The organism is Martelella sp. (assembly GCF_984369615.1).
This window is the reverse complement of the sequence record NZ_CFHTCS010000089.1, coordinates 1-13,770: the sequence shown is the minus strand read 5'-3', so window position 1 is coordinate 13,770 and position 13,770 is coordinate 1. Positions and strand designations below refer to the sequence as shown.

Here is a 13,770-nt window from a genome sequence, read left to right as displayed (position 1 = left end):
AGGCCGCTGAAGCTCAGGGGCCTCAACCGCCACCAGAGCTGGCCGCATCTCGGCTATGCCATGGGCAAACGCGGACAGGAAAAAGACGCCGACATCCTGAAATACGAGCTTGCCTGCAATGTCGTGCGCACCTCGCATTATCCGCAATCCAAGTATTTCCTCGATCGCTGCGACGAGATCGGCCTCCTGGTGTTCGAGGAGATCCCCGGCTGGCAGCATATCGGCGGCGAAAGCTGGAAGCGGGAATCGATCGCCAATGTCGAGCGTATGATCCGGCGCGACTGGAACCATCCCTCGATCATCATCTGGGGCGTGCGCATCAATGAATCGGCCGACGACCATGATTTCTATGCCGAGACCAACCGGCTGGCGCATGAACTGGACAGCACGAGGCCGACCGGCGGCGTGCGCTGCATCGAGGACAGCGAGTTGCTCGAAGACGTCTACACGATGAACGACTTCGTGCTCGGCTCGGAGGAAATGCCGGGCAGCAACCATCTGCGCATGCACCGCCGCGAGCAGAAAAAGGTCACCGGACTTTCCCGCGATGTGCCCTACATGATCACCGAATATTGCGGCCACATGTATCCGACCAAGCGCTTCGACCAGGAGCAGCGCCAGGCCGAGCACGTCACCCGCCACCTGCAGATGCTGAACGCGATCGCCGGCGACCCGACGATTGCCGGCGGCACCGGCTGGTGCATGTTCGACTACAACACCCATCAGGATTTCGGCTCGGGCGACCGCATCTGCTATCACGGCGTGCTCGACATGTATCGCGAGCCGAAATTCGCGGCCTATGCCTATGCCTCGCAGGGCGAGCCGGAAAACAATGCGGTGCTGAAACCCGTCACCTTCTGGGCGCGCGGCGAGCGCAATATCGGCGGCGTGCTGCCGCTGATCATCCTCACCAATTGCGATTATGTCGAGTTCAGTTTCGGCGACATGGAGCCGCGCCGGCTCGAGCCCGACCGCGCCACCTATCCGCACCTGCCGCATCCCCCCGTCATCATCGACCTGCGCTCGGTCACGCCGGAGGAATTCGGCGAATGGGGCCGCGTCTGGAAAGACGGCAAGGTGACTGGCTATGTCGACGGCAAGGCGGTGAAGACGGTGACATTTGCCGCCGATCCCGTGCCGACGACGCTGGAAATCGCTCCCGACGACACGCACCTCAAGGCCGGCGAAAAGGACTGCGTGCGGGTGATGCTGCGCGCGCTCGACCAGGCCGGCAACATCCTGCCCTTTTTCGACGATCCGGCCGCGCTCTCGCTCGAGGGGCCCGGCCGGATCATCGGCCCGGACCTCGTCAGCTTCAAGGGCGGCACCGCCGGCCTTTACATCGAGGCCGGCAATGAGGCGGGCGCGCTGACGCTTTCCGTCCGCTGCCGGCCCTTTGCCGACCAGACCGTCACCTTCACGCTTTCCTGAGGTTTTCCCATGGCTGACGTATCGCTGAATGCCATCCGCAAGTCGTTCGGATCGATCGAGGTGATCAAGGGTGTCGACCTCGACATCAAGTCGGGCGAGTTCGTCGTGTTCGTCGGCCCGTCCGGTTGCGGAAAATCGACGCTCCTGAGGATGATTGCCGGCCTTGAGGACATCACCTCGGGCACGCTCGCGATCGGCGGCAAGGACATGACCGACGAGGATCCGGCCAAACGCGGCATCGCGATGGTGTTCCAGACCTATGCCCTCTACCCGCACATGACCGTGCGGGAGAATATGGGCTTTGCCCTGCGCTTTGCCGGCATGGACAAGCAAGAAATCGAATCCCGCGTCATGGATGCGGCGAAGATGCTGGAGCTCGAGACCTATCTCGACCGCAAGCCGAAGGCGCTGTCGGGCGGCCAGCGTCAGCGCGTCGCCATCGGCCGCGCCATCGTCCGCCATCCGGACGTTTTCCTCTTCGACGAGCCCTTGTCGAACCTCGATGCGGAGCTGCGCGTGCACATGCGCGGCGAACTGTCGGCGCTGCACAACCGGCTGAAAACGACGATGATCTACGTGACACACGACCAGGTGGAGGCGATGACGCTTGCCAACCGGATCGTGGTGTTGCGCCAGGGCATCGTCGAACAGATCGGCACGCCGCTGGAACTGTTCAACACGCCGGCGAACCTGTTCGTGGCGGGCTTCATCGGCTCGCCGGCCATGAACTTTCTGCCGGCGACCGTGACAAGGGCCGAGGGCAGCGGCATCACCCTCAACCTGCTCGGAGAGGAGACGATCGACATGCCGCTTAACGGCAACCTCCCGCGGGAAGGCTCAGAGGTTACAGTCGGCGTGCGCCCGCAGAATATCCGTCTGGCAAGCGACGGTGAAAACAGCTTTGCCGTCGATATCACCCTTGTCGAAGCGCTTGGCACGGAAACCGTGGTCTACGGCTTGGCGGGAAGCGGTGAACGGGTGATGGCGGTGCTTTCCGGCCAGCACCTCCTCAAGACGGGGACATCGATCGACGTCACTTTCGACATTGCCGATGTTCATCTTTTCGACGAAGCCGGCAAGCGCATGGCCGCCTGAACCGTTCGTCAGTAGAGCGTCTTCCTGTAGCGATCTTCGAGATCGGCATCGATCCGTTTCATCTCGCCCTCGTCTTCCGGGGCGCCGGTCGTCTGATCGAGGATGATCTTCGACAGCGACGGAAAGCTCGCGCGATCCTGGCGGTGGGCCGCATCCCAGAGATGCGATCGCCGGAACGCCTTGGCGCAATGCATGAAGACTTCGCCGATACTGACGACAATGGCAAGTTTCGGCGCGCGATCGCGAACGCTCATCATCTCCAGCAGGTCCGGGTCGCGCGAAAGACTGGCCTTGCCGTTGACACGCAGCGTGTCGTCAAAGCCCGGAACGATGAACAGCAGCCCGACATTCGGATTGGCGATGATGTTTGACAGGCTGTCGAGCCGGTTGTTGCCGGGCCGGTCGGGGATGGCGAGCGTCTGCGCATCGAGCACCTTGACGAAGCCTGCCGGATCGCCGCGCGGGCTGACATCGGCGCGGCCGTCTCTGCCCTGGGTTCCGAGACAGAGAAAGGGCGAGCGCTCGATGAAGGCGACCGCGTGTTCGTCCAGCGCGGACAGGCACTTCTTTGCCGCAAGTCCGCTGACCGGCGGAAACATCTCCCTGAGGGACTGCTCGTCCCCGATCAGGAAATCCCGGTTGATCTCGTAGGCTGCCATTCTAGTTTCCTCCCGAAGCACGGCCGTCTGCGCGCCGTCGCGCCGATATGCATCTGTCGTCGAAATCTTCATGTCACCGTATACACGCCCGGCAGGATTTCGAAAGGGCGCGACCTTGCACAACCGCAAGCCCCACAATACTCTGCCGCCCGAGCAAACAGGTTAAGCGAGGTCATCCATGTGCACGTCCCTCCTCTACACAGATCTGTCCGGCTGCGTCTATGCCGGAAGGACGCTGGAATTGCCGGTGGAGCTCCCCTATTTCGCAGCCTTTCTGCCGAAGGGTACGGCGCTTGCCTCCAGGGCCGGCGAGCATGCGCCGCTCACCTATGAGAGCCGTTATGACGTGTTCGGCATCGTCGTTCCGAACGGCAATGCGCAGGATCTCAAGGTCGTCGAGGGACTGAACGAGGCGGGGCTCAATTTCTCGCTGCTCGCCTTCGCCGATACGCACGGTCCGGACGACACGGACGCAAAAGGCACGCCGGCGCTGTCGGCAATCGATCTCGGCGCATGGATGCTGGCGCAGTTCTCGACCGTGGCGGAGGTGAAGGACGCACTGGAAAAGCAGACGGTTCTGGTCGATCCGCTGGAGGCGCTCGGCGGCGTCGTGCCGCCCTTCCACTATACGGTGCACGACAAGAGCGGCGCCTCGATCGTCATCGAGTTCTTCGACGGCGAGCGTCATATTTTCGACAACCCGCTCGGCGTGATGACCAACAGCCCGCGTTTCGACTGGCACCTGACCAATCTCAATAACTACACCCATCTCAGCAATGTCGATCATTCCAGCGCGACATTCCTCGGAAAGGACTTCATCCAGCCCGATTCCGGCATCGCCACGGTGACGCTGCCGGGCTCGGACACCGCCGTCGACCGTTTCGTGCGTGCCGTCTACTACGCCCAGTTCTCCGAGAAAGTCGACGGCTCCGAAGCGTCGCTGCGCCAGCTCGGCCATGTGATGAACAAGTTCGACCGGCCGAAGGGCGCTTCCGTCTATTCCAGCGCCAAGGCGAGCGCGCTCACGGAATCGGCAACGAAGCTGACCGGCGGCGCGGCGGCTGAAAAGCCGGACTTCATCACCGAATACACGTCCTGGATCACGCTGATCGACCTTGCGGGCGGCAAGCTGATGCTGCGCACCTATGACAGCCTCGGCTATGTCTCCTTTGATCTTGCCGCGCTGAAGGAAGGGGCGACCGGTCCGAAGCTCGTGCCGCTCGAGGCCTTCAGCCAGGGCAGCGTCGATGCGGACACGGTGATGCTTTCGCACTGAAGGCCGGTCGACGTTCCGGGTTCGCATCGAAGGGCGAGCCCGCCTCCGCTCAAAAATCCGAAAGCCGCGTCTTCACGGCGGAAAGGGCGCTGACCATTTCCGAGAAATTGCGGCGCAGACGGCGGTCCATTTCCGTTGCGATATCGGGATATTCCTCGATCAGGCGCAGGAACTGGTCGCGGCGGATGAGAAGGATTTCGGCAGGTTCGGCCGCAATCGCCGCGACGCGGTGGGGAACCGGACTGATCAGCGCAGCCTCGGCCAGCAGACTGCCGGCGCCGGCGATGCCCGCCGAACGTCCGGCCGCCTCAAGCGTCAGCGTCCCGCTTTCGACCAGGTAGGCGCCGAGGCTGTCGGCATCCTCCTCGAACAGCGTTTCCCCAGCTTCACAGGAGAGGCGGGTGACGGTAAAGGCGATCAGCCGCAGCTGGTCGACGGAGAAACCGGAAAAAAGCCCGGCCCGGCGGATCGTCTCGATATCGCGCGACAGTGCCATCAGTCATATCCCCCGGGCCGCTTCCCCTTGCGCCCCACCACCAGCGCCGTTCAGGGCACCAGCTTGTAGCCGCCGTTTTCGGTCACGAGAATCCGCGCATTCGACGGATCTTCCTCGATTTTCTGGCGCAGCCTGTAGACATGGGTCTCCAGCGTGTGGGTAGTGACGCCGGAATTGTAGCCCCAGACCTCTTCCAGAAGCATGTCGCGGGTTACCACCTTCTGGCCCGCGCGGTAAAGATAGCGGATGATCGCCGCTTCCTTTTCCGTCAGCCTGATCTTCTTGTTGCCGACCCCGGTAAAGAGCTTCTGCCCCGGCTTGAACACGTAAGGCCCGACATTGAAGGTCGCGTCCTCGCTCTGCTCGTGCTGGCGCAGTTGCGCGCGGATGCGGGCGAGCAGAACGGCGAAACGGAAAGGCTTGGTGACGTAATCATTGGCGCCCGCCTCAAGACCGAGGATCGTGTCGCTGTCGGTGTCATGGCCGGTCAGCATGATGATCGGCGCCTTGAACCCGTTCTTGCGGGCCATCTTCACGGCTTCCCGCCCGTCCATGTCCGGCAGACCGACATCCATGATCAGGAGATCGACCTGTTCCTCCTTCAGCATTTTCAGCGAACGGGCGGCGCAATCGGCCGAACGGATGGCGAATTCATCGTAGAGTTCCAGCTGCTCGACCAGCGTTTCGCGCAGGTCCTGATCGTCATCGACCAGAAGGATCGTCCTCTCCGTCATGCACTCGGCCCTCTCGTGTGATTATGCGCCATTCGCTCTCCCGCATGGCGTGTTCCGTCAATGACAATATTGCGGCAGGCTATCGCCGGGCGTAGTCCTATGAAACTATATGATTTCACGTACAAAGCAAAAAAAAGTGAAGAAAACCATCAAAACGCCGCGCAAGGACACTTCAGTCATGACCGTGCGCCGCATGCCGGGGTCGCCCCACCGCGCGCTCCTTGCCTTCGGGCCGCTGCGCTTCCCCGCAGCCATAGGGCGCGGTGGCATTTCGGCGCGCAAACGGGAGGGCGACGGCGCAACGCCGCTTGCCGTCATGCCACTGGCCGGCGGCCTTGTCCGCGGCCGGCTGCCAATCCTGCCGTCAAGCCCGCTCGGCCTTCGCCGGATCAGGCCCGATGACGGCTGGTGCGACGATCCTCGCGCCCCGAACTACAACCGCCCCGTCCGCCTGCCCTTTTCCGGAAGCCATGAACGGCTGAGACGCGAAGACGGGATCTACGACATCGTCGTCGTTCTCGACTGGAACATGCGTTGTCGCGTCAAAGGGCGGGGCTCGGCCGTGTTCTTTCATCTCGCCCGACCAGGCTTCGAGCCCACGGCCGGCTGCGTCGCTGTTGCGCCATCGGCCATGCGCGTGCTGCTGCCGCATCTGCGGCGCGGCGTCCGGCTTGCCGTCCTCGGCTGAACCTCAGCCTCCCCGCGGGGCGGTCGTTTCCGCAGAGCCGGCATAAGCGCCAGGGCGGGGCACGCGCTCGTCGCCGTCTACCGGCGGATCACCGGCCGGCGGGACAGCATCGGCATTGGGATTGGCGGCCTCCGGGGCCGTGCCGGAGGCTTCCAACACCCATTCGCGCCAGATCGCCACGATCAGCGCCATCAGCACCGGGCCGACGAAGAGGCCGATCAGACCCATCGTCTTCACCCCGCCGACAAGGCCAAAGAAGGTCGGCAGGAAAGGCAGCTTTATCGGTCCGCCGACAAGGCGCGGGCGCAATGTCTTGTCGACGATGAAGAGCTCGATCGTGCCCCAGGCGAAAAGCGCGATCCCGTGCACGGGCGTGCCGCGGGCAACCAGATAGGCGGAAATCAGGGTGAAGGTCAGCGGCGCGCCGCCCGGCACCATGGCCATGACGGCCGTCAGCAGGCCGAAGGATACGAAATTCGGGACGCCGGCGAAGTAATAGGCCGTTCCCAGCACGATGCCCTCGCCCATGGCGATCAGCGTCATGCCGGTGACCGTCGAGGAGATCGTCGCCGGCACGACGCGGGAAATGCGGTACCAGCGGTCTGGAAACAGCCGCTCGCCGATCATGTCGAGCTGACGGGCGAACTTGTCGCCGTCCTTGTACAGGAAAAACAGCGCGATCAGCATGAACAGGGCCGAGAGAAGCAGGCCGAAGACCCGGCCGCCGACGAACAGGGCGGTGCGGTAGATACTGCCGATATTCTCACCGCTGACGGCCTGGATCAGCTGGCCGATGTCGCCGGGCTTGCCCAGATATTCCTGCCATTTGGTGGCGATCCATGCGCCGACTACGGGAAGGTTGAAGATCCAGTCCGGCACCGGCGCGCCGATGCGGTTCGCCTCCGCCGCCCAGGCGATCCAGGCTTCGAGCTCGCGCGACATGTAGATCACCGCGAAGATGATCGGCAGGATCAGGAACAGGAGGATGAGGAGAATGGCGATCGTCGCCGAAAGCGTGCGGCGGTTGCCGAGCCTCCGGTTGAGGTCCCGAAACACCGGCTGCGAGGCGAAGGCAATGATCAGGGCCGCCAGAACCGGGACCAGAAAGCCGTGGAAGAAGTAGACGGCAGCGATCGCTACGCCGAGCAGCAGCCAGCGGGCGGCGGTGACCGACGGGATCAGCGGCGCGCGTCCCACGGCGGCCTGGCCGATCCAGCGTTGCATTCTGTGGTCCTTTTGCGGTGTTTCCGCCATTGACGCTTTCGCCTTCACAATTGTCACGGCCGCCTGCAAGGCGGCGCGGCTTCCTATTTACGGGAGTCCCGGCCCCGCCTGCAAGCGCGCTTCGGTTGTCAGGCCGGAGAGGATGTCGAGGGCCTCCAGGCGGGCGGCGCGGCCGGGCTCGGGATCGCGAGAGACCGCAGCGCCTTCAAGCCCGGCGACATAGCCCTCCGGCAGGCCGTGCTCGCGCGCGCCGGCGAGAACGAGGGCGTGATACCAGTCGAAAGGCAAGAGCCCCGATACGCGGAAGGCCGGCGGCGCCTGATAGGTGAACGCCGAAACCGGTTTCTCGCAGGAGAGCATGCGCACCGTGCAATCCTCGATCCGGTCATACCCCTTGCCACGCCCCTCAAACCCGTCAAGCAGCTCGCAATCGCCGGGATGAAGCGAAAACAGCACGCCGAACACGCGCCCACCCGCCTTTGCCGTGATCGTCGCCTTGCCGGAACCATCCCTGCCCGGCTTGGCGAAATCGAGGGCATGGTCTTCCAGAAAGGCAGGCCCGAGCGCGCGCGCAGAGGGACAACGGCGGAGAAGCCGTTCGCTCAGCATGTTGGAGCCATAGGCAAAGTAGGCGCGGCCTTCCGGCATCAGCCCTCCAGCTCCTCGCGCAACACTTCCAGTTCCAGCCATTCCTCTTCCTTGGCGGCGAGATCCGCCCTCAGGTCTTCAAGCTTGCCCGCCGCCGTGTTGAAGCCTTCGGGATCGCGCTGGAAGAAGGTGGGGTCGGCCATCTTTTCCTCAAGCCTTGCGATCTCGGCCTCGAGCTTTTCCATCTCCTTCGGCAGGTTTTCGAGGGCGAATTTCTGCTTGAAGGAGAGTTTGCCCCTGCTCTTTGCCGTCCGGTCGTTCGATCCCTTTTCGTCCTGCGCGGCCTGTTTCTCCCGCTTTTCCTGAGCCTTTGCTTCCGCGGCCGCGCCTTTTCGCTGGGCCAGCATGTCGGAATAGCCGCCGGCATATTCGAGCCAGGCGCCGTCAGGGGCGAGCGGGTTGGCGGGCGCGATCGTCGAGGTCACGGTCCGGTCGAGAAAATCACGGTCATGCGAAACCAGGATGACACTGCCCTTGAAACCGGCGACGATCTCCTGCAGCAGATCAAGCGTCTCGATATCGAGGTCATTGGTCGGCTCGTCGAGGATGAGCAGGTTAGACGGCTTTGCCAGGATGCGCGCCAGCATCAAACGGGCGCGTTCGCCGCCGGAGAGATTGCGGATCGGCGTGCGCGCCTGTTCGGGCTGGAACAGGAAATCCTTCATATAGCCGGTCACATGGCGTTGCTCGCCATTGACCAGCAGCGTGTCGCCGCGCCCGTCGGTGAGGTAATGGGCGAGCGTATCGTCGGGATCGAGATCCTCTCGCTTCTGGTCGATGACGGCAATCTCGAGATTGACGCCGAGGCGGACAAACCCGCTGTCGGGTTCAAGCTGGCCGGTCAGAAGCTTCAGGAGCGTCGTCTTGCCGGCGCCGTTGGGGCCGACGAGACCGATCCTGTCGCCGCGCCCCACGCGCAAGGAAAACGGCTTGATGATCTGCCGGTCGCCAAAGGACTTGGTGATATTCTCGGCCTCGATCACCAGCTTGCCGCTGTCCCTGGCTTCCGTAACCGTGGCATTCACCGTGCCCTGGGGTCCGCGATGGCCGCGGTGGCGGGCGCGCATGTCGTGCAGTTCGCCGAGCCGGCGCATATTGCGCTTGCGCCTGGCGGTGACGCCGTAGCGCAGCCAGTGCTCCTCGCGCACGATGGCGCGCGCCAGCTTATGCTGCTCGGCTTCTTCTTCCTCCAGCACCTTGTCGCGCCACTCCTCGAAGGCGGCAAAGCCCTGGTCCATCCGTCGCGCCGCGCCGCGATCGAGCCAGACGGTGGCGGTGGAGATGTTTTCCAGGAACCGCCGGTCATGCGAGATCAGCACCAGCGCCGAGCGCGTGGCAGAAAGCTCGCCTTCCAGCCATTCGATGGTGTTGAGGTCGAGATGGTTGGTCGGCTCGTCGAGAAGCAGGATGTCGGGCTCGGGCGCGAGAACCCGGGCGAGGGCCGCGCGGCGCGCCTCGCCGCCCGAGAGCGTTCTCGGATCAGCCTTCGGGTCAACGCCCAGATGCTCCATCATGTAATCGGCGCGGTAATGCGCATCGCCGGGAGCAAGCCCCTCGGCGACATAGTCTTCCACCGTGGCATAACCGGTAAAGTCCGGCGCCTGCTCGAGATAGCGGACGGTGACGGAGGGGTGGCGGAATATCTCGCCCGATTGCGGCTCGACCATCCCTGCGGCGATCTTCAGCAGCGTCGACTTTCCCGAACCGTTGCGGCCGACAAGGCAGATGCGGTCGCCGGGCTCGACCTGCAGGCCGGCGCCGGACAAAAGCGGCGTGCCGCCAAAACTCAGATGGATGTCGTCCAGTTTCAATATCGGAGGCGCCATGCCTCAAACTCCCGAAAAATCATGCGGGCGGAAAATGACTATGCCGCGGCCGCTTTTCAACCCGAAGCGGACGGGACCATCACCATTGCCCGCCTTGTTGGACACCGTGCGCGGCAGACCGAAGGGAGCCTCGAACGCGTCAAGCGGATAGACGGCGTTTTCGATCGACAGGCCATGGAGATCGGAGAAGCCCAGCACGGAAAACAGAGCGCCGGCCGGCATCTCGATCTCGCTCGCGCCAGTCAGAAGCGGCCGCGCTTCCTCCTCGCCCGAGGTCAGCACCATGTCATAGCCGGCTTCCGCCAGCCTCACGGCAAGCAGCATGTTCATCATTCCGTGGTCGGTGCGTTCGCCCTGCAGTGCGCCGGCCATGATGATCCGTTTCGCACCCCTGCCGATCGCCTCCTCGGTCGCGATCGCCCCGTCGGTCGCGTTCTTGGCCGGCGGAAAGCCCTTCCGTTCGATATCCGGGAACCGCTCGATGAGCGCCGCATCGGTGGAATCGAAATCGCCAACCCAGATTTCGGGGGACACGCCGAGCGCCTCGGCATGCACCATACCGCCATCGGCGGCGATGACGCGGCTGCCGTCGACAAGCCGTCTGACGCGATCGTCCACGGCAAGCGCGCCGCCCAGAAGAAGGGTGAAGGTTTCTGCTGCTTTCATAGGCTAAGGCCATATCGAATGTCACGGCCAAACAAAAGCAGAATCCGGGAAACGGCCGCCGGTTTCAGCCCACCGAACGGACGCCCGGCGCCTCGACGGCATGGCGCTCGTCTTCGCCCGCATGTTCGCGGACATAGTCCTCGACGCCCGCTACGAAGCGGTCGTAGAGCCGGGAGAAGGCATCGATATCCTCCGCCGGCCAGCTTTCGGTGACGCTCTCGATGAGGCCGCGCTTGACGGCGTGGATCTCCTCCAGAAGCTTGCGCCCCTTCGGCGTGATCACCAGGATCGAACGGCGTGCGTCGCTCTGGCAGACGCGTCGTTCCAGCACGTTCTGGGCGACAAGCTCGGCGACGATGCGGCTTGCGCGCGAGGGGTCGATACGCATGCCTTCGGCAACCGCGCCGATCGTGGCCTTTGCCGGCGCCTCGACGCGGGAGACGACATCGAGCACATCAAGATGGGTAATCTCGAGCGCCGGCGCGACCCTTGCAATCGCGAGGCGGCCGATAATGCGCCGCCGGGTCATCAGGCGGTTGCGGGTCATCGCGCCCGAAATCCGTTCCATGGCCTCTTCTTCGGCTTCACTGGCTGCTGGCATCGTCTTGGTCATTCCTGTTTTATACCAGATTCCTTGAGGAGTTGAAACATGCCAAGGGCAATTCAATGCCATTGACATATATTTGCGTTTATCACATATTCACGCAATGACAACCCAAACCTCATCGCCGCCTCAGCCCTTCATTTCGTTGGTCGAACATCCCCGCCTTCGCATCGTCGCCTTTCTGTTCCTCCTGATGGCGATGTTCCTGGCCACGCTCGACAACCAGATCGTCTCCACCGCCCTGCCGACGATTGTCGGCGAATTCGGCGCGGTCGAGCGCTTCGGCTGGGTGGCCTCGGCCTATTTGCTCGCCTCCTGCGCCGTGATGCCGCTTTACGGCAAGCTTGGCGACCTTATCGGGCGAAAATATGTGCTGATGACCGCAATCGTCATCTTTCTCGTCGGCTCGCTGACCTGCGGGCTGGCTGTCTCGATGAACACGCTGATTGCCGCACGCGCGCTGCAGGGTTTCGGCGGCGGCGGGCTGATGGTGTCGATCTTCGCGCTCAACGCCGATCTGTTTTCGCCGCGCGAACGGCCGAAATACCAGAGCTATGCAAGCCTCGTCATCATGACCTCGGGCGCGCTCGGGCCGCTTCTCGGCGGCACGATGACGGCAGCCTTCGGCTGGCGGTCGATCTTCCTCATCAACCTGCCGCTCGCCCTCATCGTCCTTTGCGGCCTGTTCTTTCTCCTGCCCAACCGCAAGCCGGACAGGCAGCCGAAGATCGATTTCGCCGGCGCCGCCCTTCTGGCCGTCGCGGTCACGGCCGTCGTCCTGTGGAGCGATTCGAGCGAGATCTTCGGCTCGCTGATCGCGCCCTGGAGCCTTGGCGTCGTCGGCGTAGCCGTCGTCTGCGGCCTCGCCTTCGTGCTGGCCGAACGGCGCGCGCCGGAGCCGATCATTCCGCTGTCGCTTCTTGCAAATCCCACCGTTTCCCTGCTGATCTTCATCTCGATTGCGAGCGGCGCGGTGGCCATCGGCATGGTCAACTATCTCGCGCTCTATCTGCAAACCGTCTATGGCCTGTCGCCGACGACCGCCGGCCTGTTCTTCATCCCGATCACCTCGGGCATCGTCATCGGCTCGATCAGCAGCGGACGGCTGATGTCGATGACCGGGCGCTACAAGCCCTATGCGATCATGGGCCTTGCGCTCTCGACGCTGTGTTTCACGCTGCTGGCGCTCTACAGTCGTGAAGCGCCCCTTTATGCGGTCGCCGTCATCATGGGGCTTCAGGGCATCGGCGTCGGCCTTGGCCAGCAGGTGCCGGTGCTCGGCGTGCAGAACGCGGCGCGCGGCGGCGATGTCGGCGCGGCAACCGGCACGGTCACGCTGTCGCGCATGATCGGCGCGGCAACGGCAATCTCTATCTATGGCGCGCTGCTTGCACGGGGCCTCAGTCAGGCGCCGCCTGTGCCGGGCGCAGGCCCGCTTGCCGACCTGACGCCGGTCGCCATTCACGATCTCACGGGCGCCGCCCATGGGGCCGCCATTGCCGGCTATGCCGACACCTTTTCCGCCATCTTCACCTTCGCAGCCTGCCTCGCCTTTGTAGGCCTCCTCGCCGCGATGAGCCTGAAGCCGATCGCGCTCGGCGCAGCCCGCCACGGACCTGGCACGGTCAAGTCGCCGGCCTGAACCGGCGCGCTACCGGTTGGCCTTGCGCGGCGCCCTGACGGTGAGATTGTCCATGGGCCGGACCTGTTCTTGCCCCGGCCGCGCGGCAGGCAGCACAAGCCTGCCGGCCCTTTGCAGCGCATAGCGCGCGGCGCAATACTGGATCACGAGACCCGCGGCAAGCAGCAGCGTATCTTCAAGAAGCCCCGTCGGATAAACCGTGCGGAAAATCTGCAAGGCGAAGGCGATCAGCGATCCCGCCACGAAGGTGACAAGGCTTGCCCGTCCCATGATGTTGACCGGATGAAACACGGGCGTTTCCAGAAAACGGCGGAAGCCGGGCAGATAGACGACGATATAGGCAAGCGCCAGGATATGGGCGATGCGCGGCAGGCCGAGCGTTTCCTTGGATGTATCGGCGATGACGGACGGCGTCAGTCCCTCCGGCCAGGGAAAACTGTAATGGCCGGTGAACCGCCACCAGGCCGCGAAGAGAACGAAGGCGACGGCCGCAGCGTAAAGGAAGGGCGAAAACGGCACCAGCGCTTTGCCCCGACGCGCGGTCATGCCAACGGCAAGGCCGATCGCAAACAGGAAGAGCCAGCAGAACGGATTGAAATACCAGGCCCAGTCGCCCGGATGGGCCGGCATTTTAAGCCCGCTCCAGCGCCCGGCAAGCCAGATCGCGGCGCTGACGGCGAGCATCGGCAGGACACTTCTGCGCCCGAGCCACAGTAATCCCGGCACTGCGGCAAACAGCACCACATAGAGCGGCAGGATGTTGAAATAGCTGACCTGATAG

Annotated in this window: 14 protein-coding genes; 5 read left to right on the top strand and 9 right to left on the bottom strand. The window is 63.7% G+C overall.

Annotation, left to right across the window (positions count from 1 at the left end; genetic code table 11):
* Both AC5DC2_RS09590 and AC5DC2_RS09585 read left to right on the top strand, forming a co-directional pair.
* Positions 1–1,431 (top strand): glycoside hydrolase family 2 TIM barrel-domain containing protein (locus tag AC5DC2_RS09590; protein ID WP_491698313.1); only part of this gene is annotated, 1,431 nt, incomplete at its 5' end.
* A gap of 9 nt (positions 1,432–1,440) precedes the next feature.
* The gene (locus AC5DC2_RS09585; protein WP_024710025.1) at positions 1,441–2,526 is read left to right on the top strand and encodes an ABC transporter ATP-binding protein; all 1,086 of its coding nucleotides are present in this window, start codon (positions 1,441–1,443) and stop codon (positions 2,524–2,526) included.
* An 8-nt stretch (positions 2,527–2,534) separates the two neighbouring features.
* Here AC5DC2_RS09585 and AC5DC2_RS09580 read toward each other — a convergent pair whose 3' ends face one another.
* Positions 2,535–3,185 carry a pyridoxamine 5'-phosphate oxidase family protein gene (locus tag AC5DC2_RS09580; RefSeq protein WP_491698312.1) on the bottom strand — a complete coding sequence of 217 codons (651 nt, stop codon included), beginning with the start codon at positions 3,183–3,185 and terminating at the stop codon, positions 2,535–2,537.
* 178 nt (positions 3,186–3,363) lie between these two features.
* Here AC5DC2_RS09580 and AC5DC2_RS09575 point away from each other — a divergent pair, with 178 nt between their 5' ends.
* Positions 3,364–4,461: a linear amide C-N hydrolase gene (locus AC5DC2_RS09575; RefSeq protein ID WP_491698311.1), complete on the top strand. Its 1,098-nt coding sequence runs from the start codon at positions 3,364–3,366 to the stop codon at positions 4,459–4,461.
* 49 nt (positions 4,462–4,510) lie between these two features.
* Here the strand turns inward: AC5DC2_RS09575 and AC5DC2_RS09570 are convergent, their stop codons facing one another.
* Together AC5DC2_RS09570 and AC5DC2_RS09565 are read right to left on the bottom strand one after the other, a co-directional pair.
* Positions 4,511–4,957 carry a Crp/Fnr family transcriptional regulator gene (locus AC5DC2_RS09570; protein ID WP_491698310.1) on the bottom strand — a complete coding sequence of 149 codons (447 nt, stop codon included), beginning with the start codon at positions 4,955–4,957 and terminating at the stop codon, positions 4,511–4,513.
* A 50-nt stretch (positions 4,958–5,007) separates the two neighbouring features.
* Positions 5,008–5,691: a response regulator transcription factor gene (locus tag AC5DC2_RS09565; protein WP_024710021.1), complete on the bottom strand. Its 684-nt coding sequence runs from the start codon at positions 5,689–5,691 to the stop codon at positions 5,008–5,010.
* Positions 5,692–5,869: 178 nt separating this feature from the next.
* Between AC5DC2_RS09565 and AC5DC2_RS09560 the strand changes: the two genes are divergently transcribed.
* Positions 5,870–6,379, top strand: a complete 510-nt coding sequence (locus AC5DC2_RS09560; protein ID WP_491698309.1) for a L,D-transpeptidase family protein — start codon at positions 5,870–5,872, stop codon at positions 6,377–6,379.
* Positions 6,380–6,382: 3 nt separating this feature from the next.
* On the opposite strand, the gene AC5DC2_RS09555 is transcribed toward AC5DC2_RS09560, so the two are convergent.
* From AC5DC2_RS09555 to AC5DC2_RS09535, 5 genes are all read right to left on the bottom strand, one after another.
* Entirely contained in the window at positions 6,383–7,633 is a 1,251-nt protein-coding gene (locus AC5DC2_RS09555; RefSeq protein WP_491698308.1) for an AI-2E family transporter, read from the bottom strand.
* Positions 7,634–7,690: 57 nt separating this feature from the next.
* Positions 7,691–8,251, bottom strand: coding sequence for a gamma-glutamylcyclotransferase family protein (locus AC5DC2_RS09550; RefSeq protein WP_491698307.1), 561 nt, complete (start codon positions 8,249–8,251; stop codon positions 7,691–7,693).
* Positions 8,251–10,077 (bottom strand): ABC-F family ATP-binding cassette domain-containing protein, encoded by a 1,827-nt coding sequence (locus AC5DC2_RS09545; RefSeq protein WP_491698306.1) that lies wholly within the window; start codon positions 10,075–10,077, stop codon positions 8,251–8,253. The genes AC5DC2_RS09550 and AC5DC2_RS09545 overlap by 1 nt, the downstream gene beginning before the upstream one ends.
* 3 nt (positions 10,078–10,080) lie before the next feature.
* Positions 10,081–10,743, bottom strand: coding sequence for a thiamine diphosphokinase (locus AC5DC2_RS09540; protein WP_491698305.1), 663 nt, complete (start codon positions 10,741–10,743; stop codon positions 10,081–10,083).
* Positions 10,744–10,807: 64 nt separating this feature from the next.
* Entirely contained in the window at positions 10,808–11,344 is a 537-nt protein-coding gene (locus tag AC5DC2_RS09535; RefSeq protein WP_491698304.1) for a MarR family winged helix-turn-helix transcriptional regulator, read from the bottom strand.
* A 106-nt stretch (positions 11,345–11,450) separates the two neighbouring features.
* Here AC5DC2_RS09535 and AC5DC2_RS09530 point away from each other — a divergent pair, with 106 nt between their 5' ends.
* Positions 11,451–12,989, top strand: coding sequence for an MDR family MFS transporter (locus tag AC5DC2_RS09530; RefSeq protein ID WP_491698303.1), 1,539 nt, complete (start codon positions 11,451–11,453; stop codon positions 12,987–12,989).
* Between the two features lie 9 nt (positions 12,990–12,998).
* Here the strand turns inward: AC5DC2_RS09530 and opgC are convergent.
* Positions 12,999–13,770, bottom strand: a 772-nt coding sequence (gene opgC, locus AC5DC2_RS09525; RefSeq protein ID WP_491698302.1) for an OpgC domain-containing protein, incomplete at its 5' end; no start/stop codon positions are given.

What these genes read in the sequence shown, in the direction of transcription:
- AC5DC2_RS09540 (WP_491698305.1), bottom strand. Translation starts at nt 10,743, where the DNA reads ATGAAAGCAGCAGAAACCTTCACCCTTCTTCTGGGCGGCGCGCTTGCC.
- AC5DC2_RS09535 (WP_491698304.1), bottom strand. Translation starts at nt 11,344, where the DNA reads ATGCCAGCAGCCAGTGAAGCCGAAGAAGAGGCCATGGAACGGATTTCG.
- AC5DC2_RS09550 (WP_491698307.1), bottom strand. Translation starts at nt 8,251, where the DNA reads ATGCCGGAAGGCCGCGCCTACTTTGCCTATGGCTCCAACATGCTGAGC.
- AC5DC2_RS09565 (WP_024710021.1), bottom strand. Translation starts at nt 5,691, where the DNA reads ATGACGGAGAGGACGATCCTTCTGGTCGATGACGATCAGGACCTGCGC.
- AC5DC2_RS09560 (WP_491698309.1), top strand. Translation starts at nt 5,870, where the DNA reads ATGACCGTGCGCCGCATGCCGGGGTCGCCCCACCGCGCGCTCCTTGCC.
- AC5DC2_RS09570 (WP_491698310.1), bottom strand. Translation starts at nt 4,957, where the DNA reads ATGGCACTGTCGCGCGATATCGAGACGATCCGCCGGGCCGGGCTTTTT.
- AC5DC2_RS09530 (WP_491698303.1), top strand. Translation starts at nt 11,451, where the DNA reads ATGACAACCCAAACCTCATCGCCGCCTCAGCCCTTCATTTCGTTGGTC.
- AC5DC2_RS09545 (WP_491698306.1), bottom strand. Translation starts at nt 10,077, where the DNA reads ATGGCGCCTCCGATATTGAAACTGGACGACATCCATCTGAGTTTTGGC.
- AC5DC2_RS09585 (WP_024710025.1), top strand. Translation starts at nt 1,441, where the DNA reads ATGGCTGACGTATCGCTGAATGCCATCCGCAAGTCGTTCGGATCGATC.
- AC5DC2_RS09580 (WP_491698312.1), bottom strand. Translation starts at nt 3,185, where the DNA reads ATGGCAGCCTACGAGATCAACCGGGATTTCCTGATCGGGGACGAGCAG.
- AC5DC2_RS09555 (WP_491698308.1), bottom strand. Translation starts at nt 7,633, where the DNA reads ATGGCGGAAACACCGCAAAAGGACCACAGAATGCAACGCTGGATCGGC.
- AC5DC2_RS09575 (WP_491698311.1), top strand. Translation starts at nt 3,364, where the DNA reads ATGTGCACGTCCCTCCTCTACACAGATCTGTCCGGCTGCGTCTATGCC.